Origin of the sequence: Paraburkholderia bryophila (assembly GCF_013409255.1) — a bacterium.
Taxonomy (GTDB): domain Bacteria; phylum Pseudomonadota; class Gammaproteobacteria; order Burkholderiales; family Burkholderiaceae; genus Paraburkholderia.
Window position 1 is genome coordinate 1,612,178 of record NZ_JACCAS010000002.1, and the last position, 17,733, is coordinate 1,629,910.

Below are 17,733 nucleotides of genomic sequence, written 5' to 3' on the forward strand. Positions count from 1 at the left end.
GTTCTCCCATGCAACTCAACTTTCAAGCCGGCATTCTAGCCGCGTCGCGGCGAGCTTGCTCGGCAATGTCCGCCTTCCGAGCGCCTGTCCGGCACACCCGGCGCGACACACGGCGCGCGCGGCACGTACAATCCGTCGACTGTCATGCAGGGAATGGAAACAGAATGAGCGAACAGAATCGCGATCTCGTGCTCGTGACCGGCGCTTCCGGCTTTGTCGGCTCGTCGGTGGCACGCATCGCGCAACAGAAGGGTTTCAAGGTGCGCGTGCTGGTGCGCGCCACCAGTCCGCGTCAAAACGTCGAGGCATTGGACGCGGAAATCGTCGTCGGCGATATGCGCGACGAAGCGTCCATGCGCACCGCGTTGCGCGGCGTGCGCTATCTGCTGCACGTGGCGGCGGATTATCGACTGTGGGCGCCGGACCCGAGCGAAATCGAGCGCTCGAATCTCGAAGGCACCGAAGCGACCATGCGCGCGGCGCTGAAGGAAGGCGTCGAACGCATCGTCTACACGAGCAGCGTGGCGACGCTGAAGGTGACCAGTTCCGGCCAGTCCGCCGACGAAACCTCGCCGCTCAAAGCCGACCAGGCGATCGGCGTGTACAAGCGCAGCAAAGTGCTGGCCGAACGCGCGGTGGAACGCATGATCGCCGAAGACGGCCTGCCGGCGGTGATCGTCAATCCGTCGACGCCGATCGGTCCGCGCGACGTCAAGCCGACGCCGACCGGTCGCATCATCGTCGAAGCGGCGCTCGGCAAGATTCCCGCGTTCGTCGACACGGGCCTGAACCTCGTGCACGTGGACGACGTGGCCGCCGGCCATTTTCTGGCGCTGGAACGCGGCAAGATTGGCGAGCGCTACATTCTCGGCGGCGAAAACCTGCCGTTGCAGCAGATGCTCGCGGACATCGCGGCGCTGACCGGCCGCAAGGCGCCGACGCTGAGCCTGCCGCGCTGGCCGTTGTATCCGCTCGCGATGGGCGCCGAAGCGGTCGCGAAGATCACGAAGCGTGAACCGTTCGTCACCGTGGACGGTCTGAAGATGTCGAAGAACAAGATGTACTTCACGTCGGCGAAAGCGGAGCGCGAACTCGGTTATCGCGCGCGGCCCTATCGCGAAGGCTTGAGCGACGCGCTCGACTGGTTCAGGCAAGCGGGCTATCTAACGCCCGGCTCGAAGCGCTGAAGCCAGCTTCAGCACGCGACACGCGCCCGGCAAACCGGCGCGGTCGCGAGCATTTTGTTACAACGTCACTGTGTTTGCGACAGGTAAAAGCCTACGCGCAGCAGGTAAAATCGTAGGTCTTACCAGAGAAACCTCGCATGAATCTTCACGAACAGCTCGGCGCGCTGGAAATGGGCGTCGATCAGCTCATTCAGGCTGTCGTGGCCCCGCCGGCCGACAATACTCCCGAGACACCCGCAGAGACCGTTGCGCCGCAAGCGTCGGCGGATCACGTCGCGCCCGAATCGCATGCGGACGGTGTCGCGGCTGAAACCGCCGTGGTTGAGCAGGCGCCGTCGGCGGTGGTTGAAGAACCGGCCGAGCCGGTTCCACCCACGCTCGAAATCAATCGCCCCGGTCAGAACGAAATCACGATGACGATCGGCGGTCAGACCGTCGCACTGCGTCCGGACCAGATCGGCAAACTGATCGAGGAGTTGTCGAACGCGCGCGCGTCGATGACGCCGGAACCGCCGCCGGGCATCCCGCCGGGCTGGCGCTTCGTATCGACCAAGAACCCGGTCATGGCGGTACAGAAGCAGTCGAACGGTGACCGTTTGCTGGTCATGCGCCATACGGGGCACGGCTGGGTGCCGTTTACGTTCTCCCCCGACATGGTGATTCAGCTCTACATGATGCTTACGCAGAGCAAATAAAAAATGGCGCCTTTTCGAAGGCGCCATTTTTTGCTCACTCAACTCGGACAAACCGCATCAGCGTTCCTGCACTGGCGCCTGAACGCGTGCCTTCCACTGACCGCCCTTGCCGCGCCAGTAACGCACCGCCGACGCAAACGTCGCACCGACGTAGAACAGCGCGATCAGCGGCAAAAACGGCGCCCACAGCGGCGAACGGCGGTAATAACTGAGCATCGGCGCATACGCGCAGCACATGGCCGCCCACGCGAGCCACGCGGGCCAGCCCATCGGACCCAGCACCAACGCCGCGACCGGCGGCATCAAATAGATGATCGTCATGCCCAGCAGCGTGCCCGCGAGCAGCAGCGGCGAGTAGTGAAGCTGCGTAAAGGCCGTGCGCGCGATCATGTTCCAGATATCGCGCCAGCTATCGTACGGACGCAGCGAGACGCTGCGCGCCGCCACATCCAGCCGGATCGGATGACGCCCCGTGCCGCGATGCTTGATGCGCGCAGCCAGGCTGCAATCGTCGATCAGTTCGGCGCGGATCGACTCGATACCGCCCGCTTCCTCCAGCGCGCTGCGCCGTACCAGCATGCAGCCACCGGCCGCCGCCGCCGTGCGATTGCGCGGGTTGTTGACCCACGCGAACGGGTACAACTTGGCGAAGAAGAAAACGAACGCCGGAATCAGCGCCTTTTCCCAGAACGAATCGCAACGCAGACGCACCATCAGCGAGACCAGATCGCGCTGTTCCGCGTCCGCCCGCGCGACGAGTTGCGCGACCGCGTCCGCAGGGTGACCGATGTCCGCGTCGGTCAGCAGCAGAAAGTCCGCCGGCAGGCCAAGCGTGCGCACCGCCTCGATACCTTGCGACTGCGCCCACACCTTGCCGGACCAGCCCGGCGGCAGCGGCTTCGCGCTCAGCACCGTCAAACGGTCGGGGCATTGCAACCGCAACGCAGCGGCGCGCGCGGCGTCGGCGGTGCCGTCGGTGCTGTGGTCGTCGACCACGATCACGTGGAAGTCACCGGGATAGTCCTGCTGAAGCAAACTCGTGACCGCCTCGGCGATCACCTCGACCTCATTGCGCGCCGGCACCACGGCGGCCACCGCCGGCCAGGTTTCGCGCGGCGCGAGCGCCAGCGGCGCGGCAGGCCGCGCGCGCCAGAAACCGCCGCGCGCAAACAGCAGCACGCACCAGATCAACAGGGAGAGACACGAAAGAAGAAACAGAACCACCGCCATTAAGCATTACCCTCGATTGAACGCGCCGCTACACCGACGCGTCGCGATAGCCACATCACCACGGTGCGCGCCGTGACGACGCACCAGTCAAACGCATTGAGCTCCAACCGCTCGCGAAACACGTCGTAGCCCGCACGCTCGATTCGCTCGAGAAATCGCAGGCCGCCGTGCACGGCGCCGCACAGCTCGAACCCGAGCCGCCCCGGAATCCGCAACGCGAGCGGCGCGCCGCGCACCAGCGTGCTCCGGACATAGGACACCTCGTGCGCCATCAGCGCGCGCCAGGCGTCGTCGGCGAGGCCGTTGGCAATCTGCGCCTCGGTCACGCCGAAGCGTTTCAGATCCGCGAGCGGCAGATACAGCCGATCCTGTTTCCAGTCTGCGGTGACTTCGAGCCAGAAGCTGATGAGTTGCGACGCGGTGCAGATCGCGTCGGCGTCGGCGAGATTTTCCGGCGTGGCCGCGCCCACCAGATGCAGCATCAGATGCCCGACCGGATTCGCCGAGTGGCGGCAATAGTCGAGCAGCGCGGCCCGATCCGCATAACGGCGGGTATCGATGTCTTGCGCGCACGCCCGCAACAGATCGTAGAACGGCGCGAGCGGCAGTTTAAACTGCGCCACCACGCCCGCGAGCTTGCCGAACAACAGCGGATGCACCGGCGCCGCGCGCCGCTCCACGACCGCGTCGAGACCGGCGCGGAAGTCGGCGAGCCGGGCATGCCGCTCAGCCGCGCTCCAGTCCCCTTCGTCGGCGATGTCGGCCGCCGTGCGGACCACTTGATAGATAATGCCGATCGGCGCGCGCAGCGCCTTGGGCAGCAACACGCTCGCGACCGGAAAATTTTCGGAGTGATCGACTTCCATCCAGCGAGCCTCGAAACCTTTCTGTAATGCGGGCGCCCGAGCGCGCCGCAGGACCACGTAGTTTAAGGGGTCCGCCAATCCGGCGCAGCGTGTAATCATTGCCGCATGCCTCCGCGATGGCGCCGAACCCAAGCCGGTCGCGCAGCGCCCGTCCAACACCGGGCGGGGCCGCCAAAGCAAAGCCGGCCTGATAGCGTTAGAATGCGCGTTTGGTTTTGCTGTACCGGCGGTCGCCGGGGCTCAAGACGTCAACTAATTAGATGGTCGCGGCGATAAAGTCAAACTTACCGACTTCTTCGAAACCCGCGTCAGTCGGAGTTCGCCAACTTATGCGAGTCATCCTTGCTCAACCCCGCGGCTTTTGTGCGGGTGTTGTTCGTGCAATCGAGATTGTCGATCGCGCGTTACAGCAACACGGGGCCCCCGTGTACGTCCGTCACGAGATTGTCCACAATCGTCATGTGGTCGACAATCTGCGCCAGAAGGGCGCGCGCTTCGTCGAGGAACTCGATGAAGTGCCGCAAGGCGCCGTTGCTATTTTCAGCGCGCACGGTGTCGCTCAAACCGTCGAACGTGATGCGGAAGCGCGCGGTCTCGACGTGCTCGACGCAACCTGCCCGCTGGTCACCAAAGTGCACGTGCAAGGCCGCCAGTATGTCGGTGCCGGCCGCACGCTGATCCTGATCGGCCACGCCGGGCACCCGGAAGTGGAAGGCACGATCGGTCAGATCCCCGGCAAAGTGATACTGGTGCAGAGCGAGGCCGAGGTCGCGCATCTGGACCTGCCGCTCGACACGCCGCTCGCTTACGTCACGCAGACCACGCTGTCGGTGGACGACACGCGCGGCATCATCGACGCCTTGCTGCGCCGGTTTACCGACATCGTCGGACCGGACACGCGCGACATCTGCTATGCAACGCAAAACCGCCAGGCGGCAGTGCGCGAATTGAGCAAGCAGGTCGAAGTGCTGTTGGTGGTGGGCGCAACCAATAGTTCGAACTCGAACCGGCTGCGCGAGATCGGCAGCGAAAGCGGTGTAGCGAGCTACCTCGTCGCCGACGGTTCGGAAGTGAAGTCGGAGTGGTTTGCGAATGTGCAGACGGTCGGCATCACGGCCGGCGCTTCGGCGCCGGAAGAGATGGTCAGAAACGTCATCGATGCGCTGAGCGCGTTGGGGCCCGTCGACGTTACGACAATGTCCGGCCGTGAAGAGAAAGTCGAATTCAAGTTGCCAGCGAAACTGTTGCAACCGCTCGCCGCCCGCGAAGTTTAAGGGCGGCAGCACACAGCGCGGTACATGGGGCGGCTTCGCGCCGCTTCTGACCGATTGTGATGTCGGCGACAAAAAAAGCGCGGTGGCCTTCGGGCCACCGCGCTTTTTCTTTGGCCGCGCCGCTGAGGACGCTACGTTTAAACGAAGGCGGCCTTAACCCCTAGCCCTTAGCCTGCGCTACGAGCGTTATGTGCGGTCAGAAACTTGATCAGGCCGTCGATGCCGCCCTTCGAAATCTGATCCGCAAACTGCGTCTGATAAACCTGAATCAGCCAGGCGCCCATCATGTTGATGTCGTAGACCTTCCAGCCGGACGGGCCCTTGGTCAGACGGTAGTCGATCGCGTCGTCGCCGCCGTTGCTGATCACATGCGACTGCACGACGATGTCCTTCGCGCCCGCCGATGCGTCGACCGGCAAGAACTTGAACTTCACGTCCTGATCGCGCAATTGCGACAGCGACGCCGCATAAGTGCGAACCAGCAGCAGCGTGAATTGGTCATAAAGCTGCTTCTGCTGCTCGGGCGTGGCGGTCGACCAGGCCTTGCCCACGGCGATCCGCGTGGTGCGCTGGAAATCCGTGGCCGGCAGGAAGCGCGTTTCCACGAGTTGCGTGATTTTGCCCATGTCGCCGCCGCGCGCTTGCGGGTCGGCCTTCATGGCAGCGACGGTGCCCTCGACGGCACCCTTTACCACCGCATCAGGCGCGCTTTGCGCAAAAGCTGCCGTGGAAACCACGGCCGCAGCCAGAAAAGCAGACAGATAACGTTTCATACGCTCGTCAAAACCTGAAAGAAGTAAGTGCCGACAGCCTTGTCAGCCGCGGCGAAAGCAGGATAGACCAGTATACCGATATTGCGTTCCCACCCCGATGCGCCGCACCGGGCGCTGTACTTGCTACCGAATACGGCCCGGATCCCTCGGGCTCTGTATACTTGTGCACTTTCGTCAAAAACAACGTCCCGTGATAAGGCCAGTTTCGCCTACATGCTGAAGTCATCTATTGTCCGTCTCGTCGCCTACTCGGTGCGATATCCGCTGCGGATCGTCGCCGTGTCGCTCGCGCTCGCCGTTCTGAGCGGCATCTACGTTGCCCATAACTTCAAGATCAACACGGACATCAGCCGTCTGATCGACACGGACAAGCAATGGTCGTCGCTCGAACACGCGATGGACCAGGCCTTTCCGGATCGCGGCGATACCGTGCTGGTGGTCGTCGAGGCGCGCGCGCCGGAATTCGCCGACGCCGCCGCTAATGCGCTGACCGCCGCGCTGAAAACCGACCCGAAGGAGTTCGTGCAGGTGTCGCAACCGGCCGGCGGTGAGTTCTTCGACCACAACGGCCTGCTGTTTCCGTCCACCGACGAAGTCCTGTCCACCACGTCGCAACTCGTGCAGTCGCGTCCGCTGGTCAATGCGCTGGCGCACGATCCGAGCCTGACCGGCCTCGCCGGCACGCTCACCACGAGCCTGTTGCTGCCGCTGCAGTTGGGTCAGGTAAAGCTCGCGGATATGAGCCATCTGCTGTCGACCAGCGCGACCACGCTCGATCGCGTGCTGGCCGGACAGCCGGCCGCGTTCTCGTGGCGCGCGCTGGTCGACAAGGGCGTCGCCACCAACCCGGCGCGCGCGTTCGTCGTCGTCCAGCCGGTCGTGAACTACGACGCGCTGGAACCGGGCGCGAGCGCGTCGAAATCGATCCGCGCGACCGCCGTGGCGCTGCACCTCGAAGCGCGCTATGGCGCCACGGTCCGCCTGACCGGCGAACAGCCGCTCGCGGACGAAGAGTTCGCCTCGGTCCAGGACGGCGCGGCGCTGAACGGCATCGGCACCTTTATCGTCGTGTTGATCATTCTGTGGCTCGCGCTGCGTTCGGGCCGCATGATCGCTGCCGTGTTCATCACGCTGTTCGTCGGGCTCGCGATCACTGCAGCGCTCGGTCTGATGCTGGTGGGCGCGCTGAACATGATTTCGGTCGCGTTCATGGTGTTGTTCGTCGGACTCGGGGTCGATTTCGGCGTGCAGTTCGGCGTCAAATATCGCGAGGAGCGCAATCGCGACAACCGTCTCTCCGCCGCGCTCATGCACACGGCACACAGCATCGGCGTGCCGCTGACGCTCGCGGCCGTGGCGGTCGCGTTGAGCTTCTTCTCGTTCCTGCCGACCGCTTATCGCGGCGTCTCGGAGTTGGGCGAGATAGCCGGCGTCGGCATGTTCGTCGCGTACTTCACCAACATGACGCTGCTGCCGGCTCTGTTGAAGCTCTTCAATCCGCCGGGCGAAGCCGCGTCGCCGGGTTTCAAGCAACTCGCACCCGTCGACGATTTTCTCGACCATCACCGCAAGCCGGTGCTGATCGGCACGCTGATCGTCGTGATCGGCGCCTCGCCGCTGCTCACGCATCTGCGCTTCGACTTCAACCCGCTGCATCTGAAGGATCCGCACACGGAATCGATGGCAACGCTGCTGTCGCTGAAGGATTCGCCGGAAGCCGCGGTCAACAACGTGCATGTGCTAGCGGCATCGCTCGCCGACGCAGATAAGAAGGCCGCGCATCTGCGCACGTTGCCGGAAGTGGGGCGCGTCACGACGCTCGATACGTTCGTCCCCACTGAACAGCAGCAAAAGATGATGCTGGTCGCCAGCGCCGCGCAGCAACTGCTGCCCGCGCTGCAGCAGCAACCCGCGCCGGCCGCCACAGACGCCGTGCGCGTGGCCACGCTCAAGCGCGCGTCGAACCAGCTCTCGCTCGCCGCCGAAGATCATCCCGGTCCCGGCGCGGCCGAAGCCCAGCATCTGTCCGCAACACTGCAAAAGCTCGCCGCCGCCGATGCCGCCACGCGCGACCGCGCCGAAACCGCGCTGTCCGAACCGTTGCGTATTGCGCTGAAGCAGTTGGCGGATCTGTTGCAGCCCACTCAAATCACCCGCGAAAACCTGCCGAAAGAAATCTCCAGCGGCTGGGTTTCGAAAGACGGCCGCGCGCTCGTCGACATCGCGCCGAAGATCAAGCCCGGCGCCGACCCGAACGACGACACCGTGCTCGCCAGCTTCGTCCATGCGGTGAAGAAGGCGGAGCCGGACGCGATCGGCGGTCCGATTTCGATCCTGCATTCGGCCGACACGATCATCAAGGCGTTCCTGCAGGCCGCCGGCTGGGCGTTGCTGTCGATCGCGATCCTGCTGTGGATCGCGCTGCGGCGCGTCGGCGACATGCTGCGTACGCTGGTGCCGCTGCTGGTCTCGGCGCTCGTCACGCTGGAGTTGTGCGTGGTGTTTGGCATGCCGCTGAACTTCGCGAATATCATCGCGCTGCCGCTGATGCTTGGCGTCGGCGTAGCATTCAAGATTTACTTCGTGATGGCATGGCGCAACGGCCAGACCGGCCTGTTGCAGTCGAGCCTGACGCACGCCGTGCTGTTCAGCGCGGCGACTACGGCGACAGCGTTCGGCAGTCTCTGGCTGTCGCATCATCCGGGGACGTCCAGCATGGGACGCCTGCTGGCGCTGTCGTTGTTCTGTACGCTGATCGGCGCGGTGGTGTTCCAACCCGTGTTGATGGGCAAGCCGCGTCAACGTCGCTCGAAGCACAAAGGAATATAAGCATGAAGCTGCGTAACACCGTGCTGGCGCTGGCCGCCACCGGTCTGATCTCTGGCTGCGCGACCGGTCCCGACCGCAAACCCGGCGACCCGTTCGAGCCGGTGAACCGGGTGGTGTTCAAATTCAACGACGGACTGGACACGTACGTCGCGCGGCCCGTCGCGCAGGGCTATCAGAAAGTGACGCCGCAGCCGTTGCGCACGGCCGTCAGCAATTTCTTCTCGAATCTGGGCGACCTGAGCAACGCCGCGAACGCGCTGCTGCAATTGAAGATCACGGACGCGACCGAAGACCTCGTGCGTTTCGCGTTCAACTCGACCTTCGGTTTGGGCGGCCTGCTGGATTGGGCGACGCCGGCCGGCCTGCCGAAGCATCATCAGGACTTCGGGCTGACGCTAGGACACTGGGGCGTGCCGTCAGGTCCGTATCTGGTTCTGCCGCTGTTCGGTCCGAGCACGGTGCGGGACAGCATGGGGCTGGTGGTCGACGTGAAGTTCAACCCGTTGAACTACATGGAGCCGGCACTGCGCAATCCGCTGTACATCCTGCAGTTCGTGAGCGTGCGTTCCGACTTGCTGGGCGCGACCGATTTGCTGCAGCAGGCGGCGCTGGATAAGTACTCGTTCGTGCGGGATGCGTATACGCAGCAGCGCAAGGCGCGTCTGCGCGGTACGGGCGACAATGCGGCGCCGTTGCCGAACTATGACGATCAGGGCGATTCCGGTGCCGCCGCTCCCGCGAAGGGTGCGGCGGGCGGCTTGCCGAATTATGCGGATCCGGGCGATGCGGCCGAGGCGCCGAATGCGGCGTCTGGAGCGGCCACGGGTGCGCCTGCGGGCGTGCCGAACTACGCGGACCCGAGCGATGCGCCGGCTAGCGGCGTGGCGGGTGCTATGCCGGCTGCGCCGGCGGCGGCTTCGGGCGCGGTAGCGCCGACGCCACAACCCGCACCGGAAGTGGGTAGGCAGCCGGCGGCGGCGCCGAGCACGCAATAGGGAACAAGCGACGGTAGTAGTTCACTGCGGCGGATTGTAAAGCGGCTTCCTTAGCTTATAAGGGAGCCGCTTTTTATTATTTTTTTGAAATTCAAAGCAATCCCTCGCGCCGCACTGGTTATCTTTTCTTTCACTAAAATACCCAAATTGTTATCGGGATACCGTATTTGCATAACGACATTATATTTGCCAGTTAAGATGAATGCTTTATCCGACATCATTTCAAGGCAAAAATGCCGAACAGCTACATGGCCGGATGGAATATTTATTGCGTGACCTAAAGGCAGCTACGTCGTCATCTCCAGATTGTTATATACCGCTGAGCGTCAGATATTAATATGGCTCGCAATAAGCTTATTACTATTATTCTCGGCAGCCTTTTACTGGTCATGCTTGCGCTGGTAATCGCGTTCAACGTACTTAATCTGCAAGAAGCTTATGGCGGTGGTCCTCCGCACTACAATGCTCTCAACTTAAGCCCTAAAGAGCTTGTAAACGAGGCATTGCCCCTGTAAACTTCATCGCATAACTCATTGATAAATCAACGATATGAACTCAAATACCAGCGTCCTCAAGGCTTCTGGCTGAGTTCTCCGAATTCCTGCTTGATCCGGCGCTCGCCGATCGCGTGCGTCGTTCTCCCACCGCCTTTACCCGCAATCGCACCCTGACCTTGCCGCGCATGGCCGCGCTGATGATGTCGGGCATGTGTGCCAGCGTGCAGGCCGAACTCGACGCGCTGTTTGGCGCACTGGGCGAGCACGGCGCACGCAGTCGCGCCGTCAGTGCGCAGGCCTTCAGCAAGGCCCGCCGCGGGCTGTCCGCGGAGCTGTTCGAGTTGGCCCGCGAGCACCTGATTTCGCTAGCGCAACCCCATATCGATTCGATGCGCTGGAACGGCCTGAGACTGGTCGCCGCTGACGGTACCCGCCTGCGTGTGGGTACGCGTCGAGGCCATGAACTGCGCGCCGACCACTACGCCTTTGCGCTGTTCCTGCCGGGAGCAGAACTGACCCTGCACGCCACACTTCATCCCGCCGACGGCGCCGAGCGGCAGATGCTGTTCGAAGCACTGGACGTGCTGCAGCCGCGCACCGATCTGCTGCTGCTCGATCGCGGCTACATCGGCAACACGATGGTGGCCGCACTCGCCCAGCGCGATATTGAATTCTGCATGCGCGTCGACGCACGTAACTGGAAGTGCGTCACCGCCTTTGCCCGCAGCGGCGAGCTCGAGCGCGTGGTGATACTGGAGGCGCCCAGCGAGCAGGATGCCCGCGACTACGAACTGGCGCGTACGCCGAGCACCGTGCGCCTGATTCGTGACGTCACCCCGAGTGGTCGCGTGCGTGTGCTGATGACCTCGCTGCTCGATGGCCAGCGTTACCCGGCTGCGTCATTCGGGGCGCTCTATCACCAGCGCTGGCGCGTCGAAGAAGCGTTCAAACGCCTGAAACACCGGCTACGACTGGAAGCCGTCACGGGCCTCGACTACCTGGCCTTGCAGCAGGACTTCGGCGCAAAAATCCTCGCTGACAACCTGTGCACATTGCTCAGCGATCTGGATACGTCGCGCGACGATGCCGGCGCGAGTCGTCCTAACCGGGTGTACGCACTGGGCGCACTCAAGCCCATCCTCGGCGCGTGCCTTCTGCGCATCCAGCGCTGTCTGGACAGACTCGCCGGTGTGCTGGAAGTAATCCATCAGACCCGATGCCGGATCCAGCCCTCACGCTCCTATCCAAGGCCACCCAGAAAAGCCAAGCCCCACTTCCATCTCGCGTACAAACTCGCTTGATGCAGCGGGGCTTAGGCTTAAGTTGAGAGCATTGGGGCGGGCGGGAGATGTTGCTGTATGGACAAATCAGTCATGATGCACTCCGGTATTAACCATTTGATCAATGTCAAAACGGAGCGTTATACTGTTGCAATCAACTCCGGTTTGAAGGCCTGTCACCAACGAACCATTTAAAGCCTCGTTTGCAGCGAGGCTTTTTTCTTGCTCAACCCACTTCCTCTGTAACCTTCTGTTTATCCAAAAAAGCATTTAGCGCGATACGCATTACGGTACTCAGGGCCGCGCCGGTTCGCTCTGCGTGAGCTTCCACCCGCGCTTTCAATTCACGCGGCAATACCACCGTCGTTCTAACCTTGTCGGGATTAAGGTTGTCCATTTCGAGTGACTCCATTCATTCGCTGAGAAGGAGTCTCCAGAGTACATAACGTTAATTGTTTCACCTAATGGTGCAAAGCTGGTATCAGGACTGTAGAAAAACGTCTTTCTAACGATTAACAGTCCAATTCGGTCCAAAAAAGACCATTCGGGGTGGGTGAAGGATTTAACACTTGCAGAACGAATGTGTAAAAAAATGTTACCGCCGCAAGCGCTAGACTTAGGCGTATCAGTACTTTGCGCATTCACCGTGCATTAAGCGCATCCGGCTATCAGGAATGGGGTTTAACTCCCGCGAATGCTTTGATACATTCCTCGTATTATTTGTTTTGCGGGAAATCGTCATGCCTCAACACCACGCCCATAAGGCCCACGCGGCGTCATCGTCACCGTCTTATGTGACGACGTTTATCGCGGACCACCTCGCCAAGGCACAGGCGATCCAGCGCCAATACGGCATTCCGGCAGGCATCGTTATCGCGCAATCGGCGTTGGAAACGAACTGGGGACGCCGCGTGGTCGCAAATGCCTACTTCGGCGTGAAGGGACATGCACCGGACGGCAGCTCAGCGACATTCGGCACGCATGAAATCGTTGGCGGTGCATCCGTGGCGATACAGGGGACTTTCCGCGCTTACTCGGGATTTGATGACGCCGCAGAAGACTATGCGCGGACGGTCAGCAGCGACCCGAAATACAGAGTCTGCTATACGCAACCGAGTGCCAGTAAGTGCGCCGTAGCCTTACAGCACAATGGCTATGCGACCGACAAACATTACGCGGCGAAACTAAACGTGATCATCCGCGCGCACAAGCTCGACCAATACGACGCGAAGGCCACGCAATGACCCGGTGGACGGTTGCAGTCGCGCTGCTGGTTGCCTGTGTGTCGGCTTACGCAAAGCCGCTGGCCGTGCCAGACGATAACGCCGCAGCGCTATGGGCATCCAAGGTGGTGACCAAATACCGGCTGTCCACGGACAAGATCGAATGCCTGTTCTTCGACACGTTCGACAAAGGCGCGAGCTACGAGGTGCGCGTCCGTGAGAACCACTCCCCGGAATGCGGTGGTGCTGCCAACACCTCACCGACGCTTTTCTTCGTGCGGATTCGAAAGAGCGACGGCCACGCCGTCACGAACGCTTACGATGGTGAGCACTTTGTGCCGTTGCGTCGAGTACGAAATGCACCCCGCCCGTAAGCGGGGATTGGGTCGCTAGTACGAGGTCGTTAAGTACTCTGAAAGAGCTGCAAGAACTCTTCTGCGGTCATGCTATGCCAGTCTGTCTTAAGCCAGGTCTCGGCAAACTTGTGTGCGGCCTCAAGCGCGTCGTGCAGATCGACTGTATCGGGAGCGGCATATTTGCAGTAGAAGACCTTTTGACCAACGCCAGCCACGGCAGGAGCGCCAGAGGCGAGCAATTTACCTTGGAACGCTTCGGTTAGACCGAGCAACTCCGCTATCAACTCGACGTTCGCGGCACTGAGGAACGGGCCATCGATCACCAAATAGCAATGCGTCTCCGCCGTTTCGTAGTAGTCGATCCATACCGCGAGGCGAAGCTCGCCGTCACTCGATCGCACCGGAAAGAAAAACGCACCCTTCAACTTATCGCCACTCGTGAAATTGCTCCAGATGTTCGAAAAACCGTGCAGATTTTGCTTCGCAATGTCTGAATTTGTAAACCTGCCAGTGATCGCCTTTTCGTCAAAAAATCCCATGTTCGCCTCGTTAGTTCGCACAAAATCGTAATTGCCAGGGTAGCGCCAACACATCTTCACTCGATACCTGTCTTCGATTTCACGGCGTCAAATTCATCAGCAATGTTATTTAACAAACGCGCTGCGACGGCTTGCCCGACAATCTGGTTGAAAGCGACACACGCGCCTAGGAGTGCCATGCAGCCCCAGTTCACTGTCCGAGCCACTTCTTCTGCAGGTGGTATGGGGCTCACGTCAATGCCTCTTTCACCAGTACTCTGATCGTGAGCGACATAACGCTTAAGCGAGGTCAGCGACGGGTGAGCCGAATCTGCCGACAATTGACTGTAAATCAAATAACCCGCTTTAATTACGCTGGCCTGCGCAACCTCTTTCGGATTAAGAATTTTCGCTTTCGGCCATTGCTCGGAGATATTCTGCGCGACGCCACGCAGCCTGTTTTCTGTGGCATCTGTGGACGATAGTTGCTTATCAAGAATGAACGTCAGGCGCTTGTGCATACTCTTCGCATCGTCAGCACCCATCTCTTTGACAAACTTATCGCCTTCTTTTAACAGGTTACCCAGCCAGAAAAGGTTTTCGAAGCAACAGCGGACAAGTGTGCGGCTTTCGACGACCAACCCTTCGCGTGCCAGGACCATCGCGCCTTTGAAATTGGAAGTCGTTCTGACAAGCAGCGTCGCCGCCAGTACTTTAGGGTCCGCAGCCCCTTGCGGACTGATGGGGATTGACGAGCCTGCAAGGACAGATTGCGCGAAGTCATAAAGTTTGTCGGCATACTTAAGCCAAGCTGCGTCCTTGTTGATCTGACTCATAAAGCCTCTCTTTTCTGGGTTTCGGCAGCAATTTTCGGCGCTTGGCTTCCCGGCAAAACGATTTGCTATACGCGCTTAGAACAATCAGGTGCTCACCGGTGAACCCTCATCAGCATCCGGAGGTGTCCAATAGTTCGGATGTCCCTCCGTTCTCTCACCTCGCGCCGCCGCCCAAAAATATTTGGAATGATGTCGGTAAACATCTGCTGCTTCCGCGAGGTCAAAGTACCGACCCAAAACCGAACTCAGGAGCAATTGAACGATCTCTAAGTTATCTTGATAAAACGTTTCGATTTCATTGTCACTAGCGTCGGCCCCTGTCGCGTTGGTTGGCGTGGTTTGTTTATGCGCGAGATATTCGTTTCGAAGCGTCCGTAGTTTTTCGAGTACGCCTCGATGCTTGCCGCCCGGCGCGTATTTACTGATTAGCTCAACCGCCTTTTTTGACTTTGCATCCAACGTCTCCCGCATCCTGTCAACAACGAATCCTGATGACAGCCCGGTGCCCTCGGCCCGGCTAACGACTAACGCCGTAAAAACCTGCTGATCGCTAAGCGTTTTGGCGATCGACTCCATTCCAATAGCCCTGCCTTTGCGGTCATTGTCCCAAAGTCTCATCAGGGCTAGCAGCATCTCACGTCGAAGCGCCGAGCGGACAACAAAAAATGCGTGCGCGGCGTAGGAAAGTCCCATGCGCTTATGCAAATCTTCGTCGTATGCCATTGGCTTCCAGACTTCGTGGAAAGTGACGGCCATTACCGCCTCCGGCTCTGCCGCTTCAACCTTTTCTTTCAGAAGACCTAACTTAGCTTTGACTTGAATCTTTCGGATTTCTGCGTGTAGTTCAGGCCGCGATGCGATCTCGATATCCAGCCACTCCGCGAGTTTCTCAACTTGCTGGTTCGCAATCTCCAAGCCTTCGGATGACACATGTACGGTTGGGTCCATCCACCAGCTCTGCGCCCCGTCACGATCACGCATAAGAGCCTTCTCCGCTTCATCAGCGAAAAATAGCTTGGGATGCTTCTCCCTGTCACTCTCGGAGTGGGTCGCGCGCATCGACGTAATACTTCCCGAGTGCTGGTCGGCGTTGCGCGCAAGCACAATCTGTTCGAGGATCGCAAAATCGGCTGGGCAAGTGTCCCACTTCAGCGCTAGCGTATCCCCGAAACTGACCCGATAGCCATTTACGAAACCTTGCCTAAACGCCTTCGCGTGAGTTTCGACGCACGACAAACCAAGCTGGTGTTCCCAAGTCTTGAAGTAAAGTTTCAGCGATTCTGACAGCATCGATACGCAATTTCGTCCCAGTACCCCTAACGACGCAGTTGCCGCATTCCATTCGTCCATATACGCGGGCTCGCTGTGCTCGCTGTACGGAGGAACAAATGGGTCTTCCTCTGCTTCTATCTTTCGGATAATTTCGCGAAACGGCATGCTGCCGGTTTCGTAGAATTTCCGGATAAATTCGACGCGATTGTTTAGGAAAAACAGCACGTTCATGCAACCCCCGTTGTATGCAGGCCATCATATCAACAGACTTAGAGTTCGCGGTTTCTATGGTCTGCGGTGGCTGCGAATAAGCATCGCACGGGTTGTTGATGGAGCGGCGCAGACATGCTGGTGCGGTAGCCGAAAGCCAGAAGAAATCTCGGCAGTTACCCCAACCCGCGAGAATCTCTTCGGAGTTTCCGTGACCTCTCCCTAGAGTCGGTTCAGGCAACGCAGCAAGCCACCTCTGAACCAAACCTCAATGGAGTGAGATCACATGACCAAGACCGCTAACAGCGCAGCCGCCCTCGTAACCGTGACGCACCCGGCAATCACATTGCGCAATCAACGCGAAGGCGAATTCGTTTTCCCGACCGCCCCCGAAGCAGTTGCCCTCGTCGCTCGGATTAGCCGAGAACGGTTTAGCGAAGACGAAGAGTTGATTTCGTTCATCCAAGCCAGCGGCTGGGCCGACTTGCGCACGCAGAAAATTTTGGATTCCATCCGCGCCAAGGGCTTCGCGTGTGGCATGAGCCGCCTGAACAAATTGCTGGGCCGCGATGCCAAAGGCAACGCCCTGCCCGCCGCAGAACCGGCCAAGGCATGATTGCAATCAATTGCACAAAACAAAGGGGCCAATTATGGCCCCAATTTTATTGGGGTTAGCGTTGGGGCTGTGCTTCTAACTTGCCTCAGATAACCCTCGCAGACCTCGCTGAAAGCCCCGTACAATAAGGCTCTGGCTGCTAAGCCCCGCCGTACCGTTACTTTCTGGTATGGAAATTCATTTGGTACTCCGTGTTCGAGGCACCTGGTGAGGCTTGCCGCCTAAACCTAGGGTTAACACTGACATTGCACCAAATATAAGGGTTTTCCCTAGTTATTCAATATCTACTGAATTCTTAGGAAAATCAATCGGCGGCAGGCCCAGCGGGCGAAACCGCCTGCTCAGACCGCCGCGACCATCCGCAAAGCGCCCGCCTCAGTCATCGCGCGCCGCGCCTGAACCAGCGAACCTCGCGCCGCCCGCGCATCCACCGCCAACCGGATCAGCGCGCCGAGTTGCGAAGGCTGACGCAGCAATTCCCGCAGAATCGGCCCGAGCGCCGTGCTGCCGTCGTCGCGCAGACCGGCTGTCGCGGCGGACGGCAGCGTCCGCCAGGCCGGATCGACGATCGCGCGGCACACCGCGAACGGCACGCCATGCGCGGCGGCCGTCGCACCGGCAATGTGCGACTCCATATCCACCGCCAACGCGCCGGTCGAGCGATGCAGCACGCTCTTGTCGTCGGCGCTCACCAGCGGGGCGCTCACCGCCGCCACGAGACCGCGCTGCAGACGCGCCTTGAGCGGCCCAGCCGTCAGCGCGGCTGCCAGCCTGTCCGCCCAAGCCGGATCGGTCTGGAGACGCCCTAACGGCCCTTCCACGGCATCCGCGACGATCATCGAGCCCGGTTCCAGATCCGGCGCCAACCCGCCCGCCGTGCCGAAACTCACAATGCCCGCACAACCGCGCGCCACCGCCGCGCTCAAAGCGCGCTCCAGCAGATCGGCGCGCGCCGCGTAGACCACCTCGACGCCCTCGCCGCGCGCAATGCGCGCCTCGAACGCCATGCCGGTCACCACGATCACCGGCAAGCCGGTGCGGCCGTCCGCGCCGGACGGCGTTGTCGAAAGCGGCAT

General features: G+C 60.7%; 18 protein-coding genes. 10 read left to right on the forward strand and 8 right to left on the reverse strand.

Translation table 11 applies throughout. The features are described 5' to 3' along the window. The first annotated feature begins 164 nt into the window (after window positions 1-164). Entirely contained in the window at window positions 165-1,187 is a 1,023-nt protein-coding gene (hpnA, locus tag GGD40_RS28390) for a hopanoid-associated sugar epimerase (protein WP_179711227.1), read from the forward strand. A gap of 137 nt (window positions 1,188-1,324) precedes the next feature. Continuing rightward, on the forward strand, window positions 1,325-1,882 hold the full coding sequence (locus GGD40_RS28395) for a hypothetical protein (RefSeq protein WP_179745895.1): 558 nt from the start codon (window positions 1,325-1,327) through the stop codon (window positions 1,880-1,882). Between the two features lie 57 nt (window positions 1,883-1,939). Here the strand turns inward: GGD40_RS28395 and GGD40_RS28400 are convergent, their stop codons facing one another. After that, window positions 1,940-3,112 (reverse strand): glycosyltransferase, encoded by a 1,173-nt coding sequence (locus GGD40_RS28400; RefSeq protein WP_179711223.1) that lies wholly within the window; start codon window positions 3,110-3,112, stop codon window positions 1,940-1,942. Further along, the gene (gene hpnC / locus GGD40_RS28405; RefSeq protein ID WP_179711221.1) at window positions 3,112-3,978 is read right to left on the reverse strand and encodes a squalene synthase HpnC; all 867 of its coding nucleotides are present in this window, start codon (window positions 3,976-3,978) and stop codon (window positions 3,112-3,114) included. Before hpnC ends, GGD40_RS28400 begins: the two co-directional genes overlap by 1 nt. Before the next feature lie 329 nt (window positions 3,979-4,307). On the opposite strand from hpnC, the gene ispH reads away from it, so the two are divergent. Next, entirely contained in the window at window positions 4,308-5,252 is a 945-nt protein-coding gene (gene ispH / locus GGD40_RS28410; protein WP_179745896.1) for a 4-hydroxy-3-methylbut-2-enyl diphosphate reductase, read from the forward strand. 167 nt (window positions 5,253-5,419) lie between these two features. On the opposite strand, the gene GGD40_RS28415 is transcribed toward ispH, so the two are convergent. Next, on the reverse strand, window positions 5,420-6,025 hold the full coding sequence (locus GGD40_RS28415) for an MlaC/ttg2D family ABC transporter substrate-binding protein (RefSeq protein WP_179711217.1): 606 nt from the start codon (window positions 6,023-6,025) through the stop codon (window positions 5,420-5,422). 213 nt (window positions 6,026-6,238) lie between these two features. On the opposite strand from GGD40_RS28415, the gene GGD40_RS28420 reads away from it, so the two are divergent. The 4 genes from GGD40_RS28420 (at window position 6,239) to GGD40_RS28435 (ending at window position 11,647) form a co-directional block, all read left to right on the forward strand. Then, window positions 6,239-8,854 (forward strand): MMPL family transporter, encoded by a 2,616-nt coding sequence (locus tag GGD40_RS28420; RefSeq protein WP_179745897.1) that lies wholly within the window; start codon window positions 6,239-6,241, stop codon window positions 8,852-8,854. Between the two features lie 2 nt (window positions 8,855-8,856). Continuing rightward, window positions 8,857-9,849: an MlaA family lipoprotein gene (locus GGD40_RS28425; RefSeq protein WP_179745898.1), complete on the forward strand. Its 993-nt coding sequence runs from the start codon at window positions 8,857-8,859 to the stop codon at window positions 9,847-9,849. 338 nt (window positions 9,850-10,187) lie between these two features. After that, the gene (locus GGD40_RS28430) at window positions 10,188-10,364 is read left to right on the forward strand and encodes a hypothetical protein (RefSeq protein WP_179745899.1); all 177 of its coding nucleotides are present in this window, start codon (window positions 10,188-10,190) and stop codon (window positions 10,362-10,364) included. Between the two features lie 86 nt (window positions 10,365-10,450). Continuing rightward, window positions 10,451-11,647 (forward strand): IS4 family transposase, encoded by a 1,197-nt coding sequence (locus GGD40_RS28435; RefSeq protein WP_179747082.1) that lies wholly within the window; start codon window positions 10,451-10,453, stop codon window positions 11,645-11,647. 205 nt (window positions 11,648-11,852) lie between these two features. Here the strand turns inward: GGD40_RS28435 and GGD40_RS28440 are convergent, their stop codons facing one another. Continuing rightward, the gene (locus tag GGD40_RS28440) at window positions 11,853-12,023 is read right to left on the reverse strand and encodes a ribbon-helix-helix domain-containing protein (RefSeq protein ID WP_179745900.1); all 171 of its coding nucleotides are present in this window, start codon (window positions 12,021-12,023) and stop codon (window positions 11,853-11,855) included. Window positions 12,024-12,300: 277 nt separating this feature from the next. Here GGD40_RS28440 and GGD40_RS28445 point away from each other — a divergent pair, with 277 nt between their 5' ends. Both GGD40_RS28445 and GGD40_RS28450 read left to right on the forward strand, forming a co-directional pair. Beyond that, window positions 12,301-12,870, forward strand: a complete 570-nt coding sequence (locus GGD40_RS28445; protein ID WP_179745901.1) for a glycoside hydrolase family 73 protein — start codon at window positions 12,301-12,303, stop codon at window positions 12,868-12,870. Beyond that, window positions 12,867-13,223: a hypothetical protein gene (locus GGD40_RS28450; protein ID WP_179745902.1), complete on the forward strand. Its 357-nt coding sequence runs from the start codon at window positions 12,867-12,869 to the stop codon at window positions 13,221-13,223. The genes GGD40_RS28445 and GGD40_RS28450 overlap by 4 nt, the downstream gene beginning before the upstream one ends. 29 nt (window positions 13,224-13,252) lie before the next feature. Here the strand turns inward: GGD40_RS28450 and GGD40_RS28455 are convergent, their stop codons facing one another. The 3 genes from GGD40_RS28455 to GGD40_RS37080 all read right to left on the reverse strand — a co-directional run bounded on the left by GGD40_RS28455 (window position 13,253) and on the right by GGD40_RS37080 (window position 16,062). Further along, window positions 13,253-13,744 (reverse strand): hypothetical protein, encoded by a 492-nt coding sequence (locus tag GGD40_RS28455; protein ID WP_179745903.1) that lies wholly within the window; start codon window positions 13,742-13,744, stop codon window positions 13,253-13,255. Between the two features lie 56 nt (window positions 13,745-13,800). Then, window positions 13,801-14,559, reverse strand: a complete 759-nt coding sequence (locus GGD40_RS28460; protein ID WP_179745904.1) for a DUF5677 domain-containing protein — start codon at window positions 14,557-14,559, stop codon at window positions 13,801-13,803. A gap of 84 nt (window positions 14,560-14,643) precedes the next feature. Further along, window positions 14,644-16,062: an AbiU2 domain-containing protein gene (locus GGD40_RS37080; RefSeq protein ID WP_257030613.1), complete on the reverse strand. Its 1,419-nt coding sequence runs from the start codon at window positions 16,060-16,062 to the stop codon at window positions 14,644-14,646. A gap of 265 nt (window positions 16,063-16,327) precedes the next feature. On the opposite strand from GGD40_RS37080, the gene GGD40_RS28470 reads away from it, so the two are divergent. Then, window positions 16,328-16,657, forward strand: a complete 330-nt coding sequence (locus GGD40_RS28470) for a hypothetical protein (protein WP_179745905.1) — start codon at window positions 16,328-16,330, stop codon at window positions 16,655-16,657. Window positions 16,658-16,998: 341 nt separating this feature from the next. Here GGD40_RS28470 and GGD40_RS28475 read toward each other — a convergent pair whose 3' ends face one another. Then, a complete protein-coding gene (locus tag GGD40_RS28475; RefSeq protein WP_179745906.1) occupies window positions 16,999-17,733 on the reverse strand; it encodes a phosphorylase in 735 nt (244 codons plus the stop codon).

What these genes read in the sequence shown, in the direction of transcription:
- hpnA (WP_179711227.1), top strand. Translation starts at nt 165, where the DNA reads ATGAGCGAACAGAATCGCGATCTCGTGCTCGTGACCGGCGCTTCCGGC.
- GGD40_RS28395 (WP_179745895.1), top strand. Translation starts at nt 1,325, where the DNA reads ATGAATCTTCACGAACAGCTCGGCGCGCTGGAAATGGGCGTCGATCAG.
- GGD40_RS28400 (WP_179711223.1), bottom strand. Translation starts at nt 3,112, where the DNA reads ATGGCGGTGGTTCTGTTTCTTCTTTCGTGTCTCTCCCTGTTGATCTGG.
- hpnC (WP_179711221.1), bottom strand. Translation starts at nt 3,978, where the DNA reads ATGGAAGTCGATCACTCCGAAAATTTTCCGGTCGCGAGCGTGTTGCTG.
- ispH (WP_179745896.1), top strand. Translation starts at nt 4,308, where the DNA reads ATGCGAGTCATCCTTGCTCAACCCCGCGGCTTTTGTGCGGGTGTTGTT.
- GGD40_RS28415 (WP_179711217.1), bottom strand. Translation starts at nt 6,025, where the DNA reads ATGAAACGTTATCTGTCTGCTTTTCTGGCTGCGGCCGTGGTTTCCACG.
- GGD40_RS28420 (WP_179745897.1), top strand. Translation starts at nt 6,239, where the DNA reads ATGCTGAAGTCATCTATTGTCCGTCTCGTCGCCTACTCGGTGCGATAT.
- GGD40_RS28425 (WP_179745898.1), top strand. Translation starts at nt 8,857, where the DNA reads ATGAAGCTGCGTAACACCGTGCTGGCGCTGGCCGCCACCGGTCTGATC.
- GGD40_RS28430 (WP_179745899.1), top strand. Translation starts at nt 10,188, where the DNA reads ATGGCTCGCAATAAGCTTATTACTATTATTCTCGGCAGCCTTTTACTG.
- GGD40_RS28440 (WP_179745900.1), bottom strand. Translation starts at nt 12,023, where the DNA reads ATGGACAACCTTAATCCCGACAAGGTTAGAACGACGGTGGTATTGCCG.
- GGD40_RS28445 (WP_179745901.1), top strand. Translation starts at nt 12,301, where the DNA reads ATGGGGTTTAACTCCCGCGAATGCTTTGATACATTCCTCGTATTATTT.
- GGD40_RS28450 (WP_179745902.1), top strand. Translation starts at nt 12,867, where the DNA reads ATGACCCGGTGGACGGTTGCAGTCGCGCTGCTGGTTGCCTGTGTGTCG.
- GGD40_RS28455 (WP_179745903.1), bottom strand. Translation starts at nt 13,744, where the DNA reads ATGGGATTTTTTGACGAAAAGGCGATCACTGGCAGGTTTACAAATTCA.
- GGD40_RS28460 (WP_179745904.1), bottom strand. Translation starts at nt 14,559, where the DNA reads ATGAGTCAGATCAACAAGGACGCAGCTTGGCTTAAGTATGCCGACAAA.
- GGD40_RS37080 (WP_257030613.1), bottom strand. Translation starts at nt 16,062, where the DNA reads ATGAACGTGCTGTTTTTCCTAAACAATCGCGTCGAATTTATCCGGAAA.
- GGD40_RS28470 (WP_179745905.1), top strand. Translation starts at nt 16,328, where the DNA reads ATGACCAAGACCGCTAACAGCGCAGCCGCCCTCGTAACCGTGACGCAC.
- GGD40_RS28475 (WP_179745906.1), bottom strand. Translation starts at nt 17,733, where the DNA reads ATGCCGCTTTCGACAACGCCGTCCGGCGCGGACGGCCGCACCGGCTTG.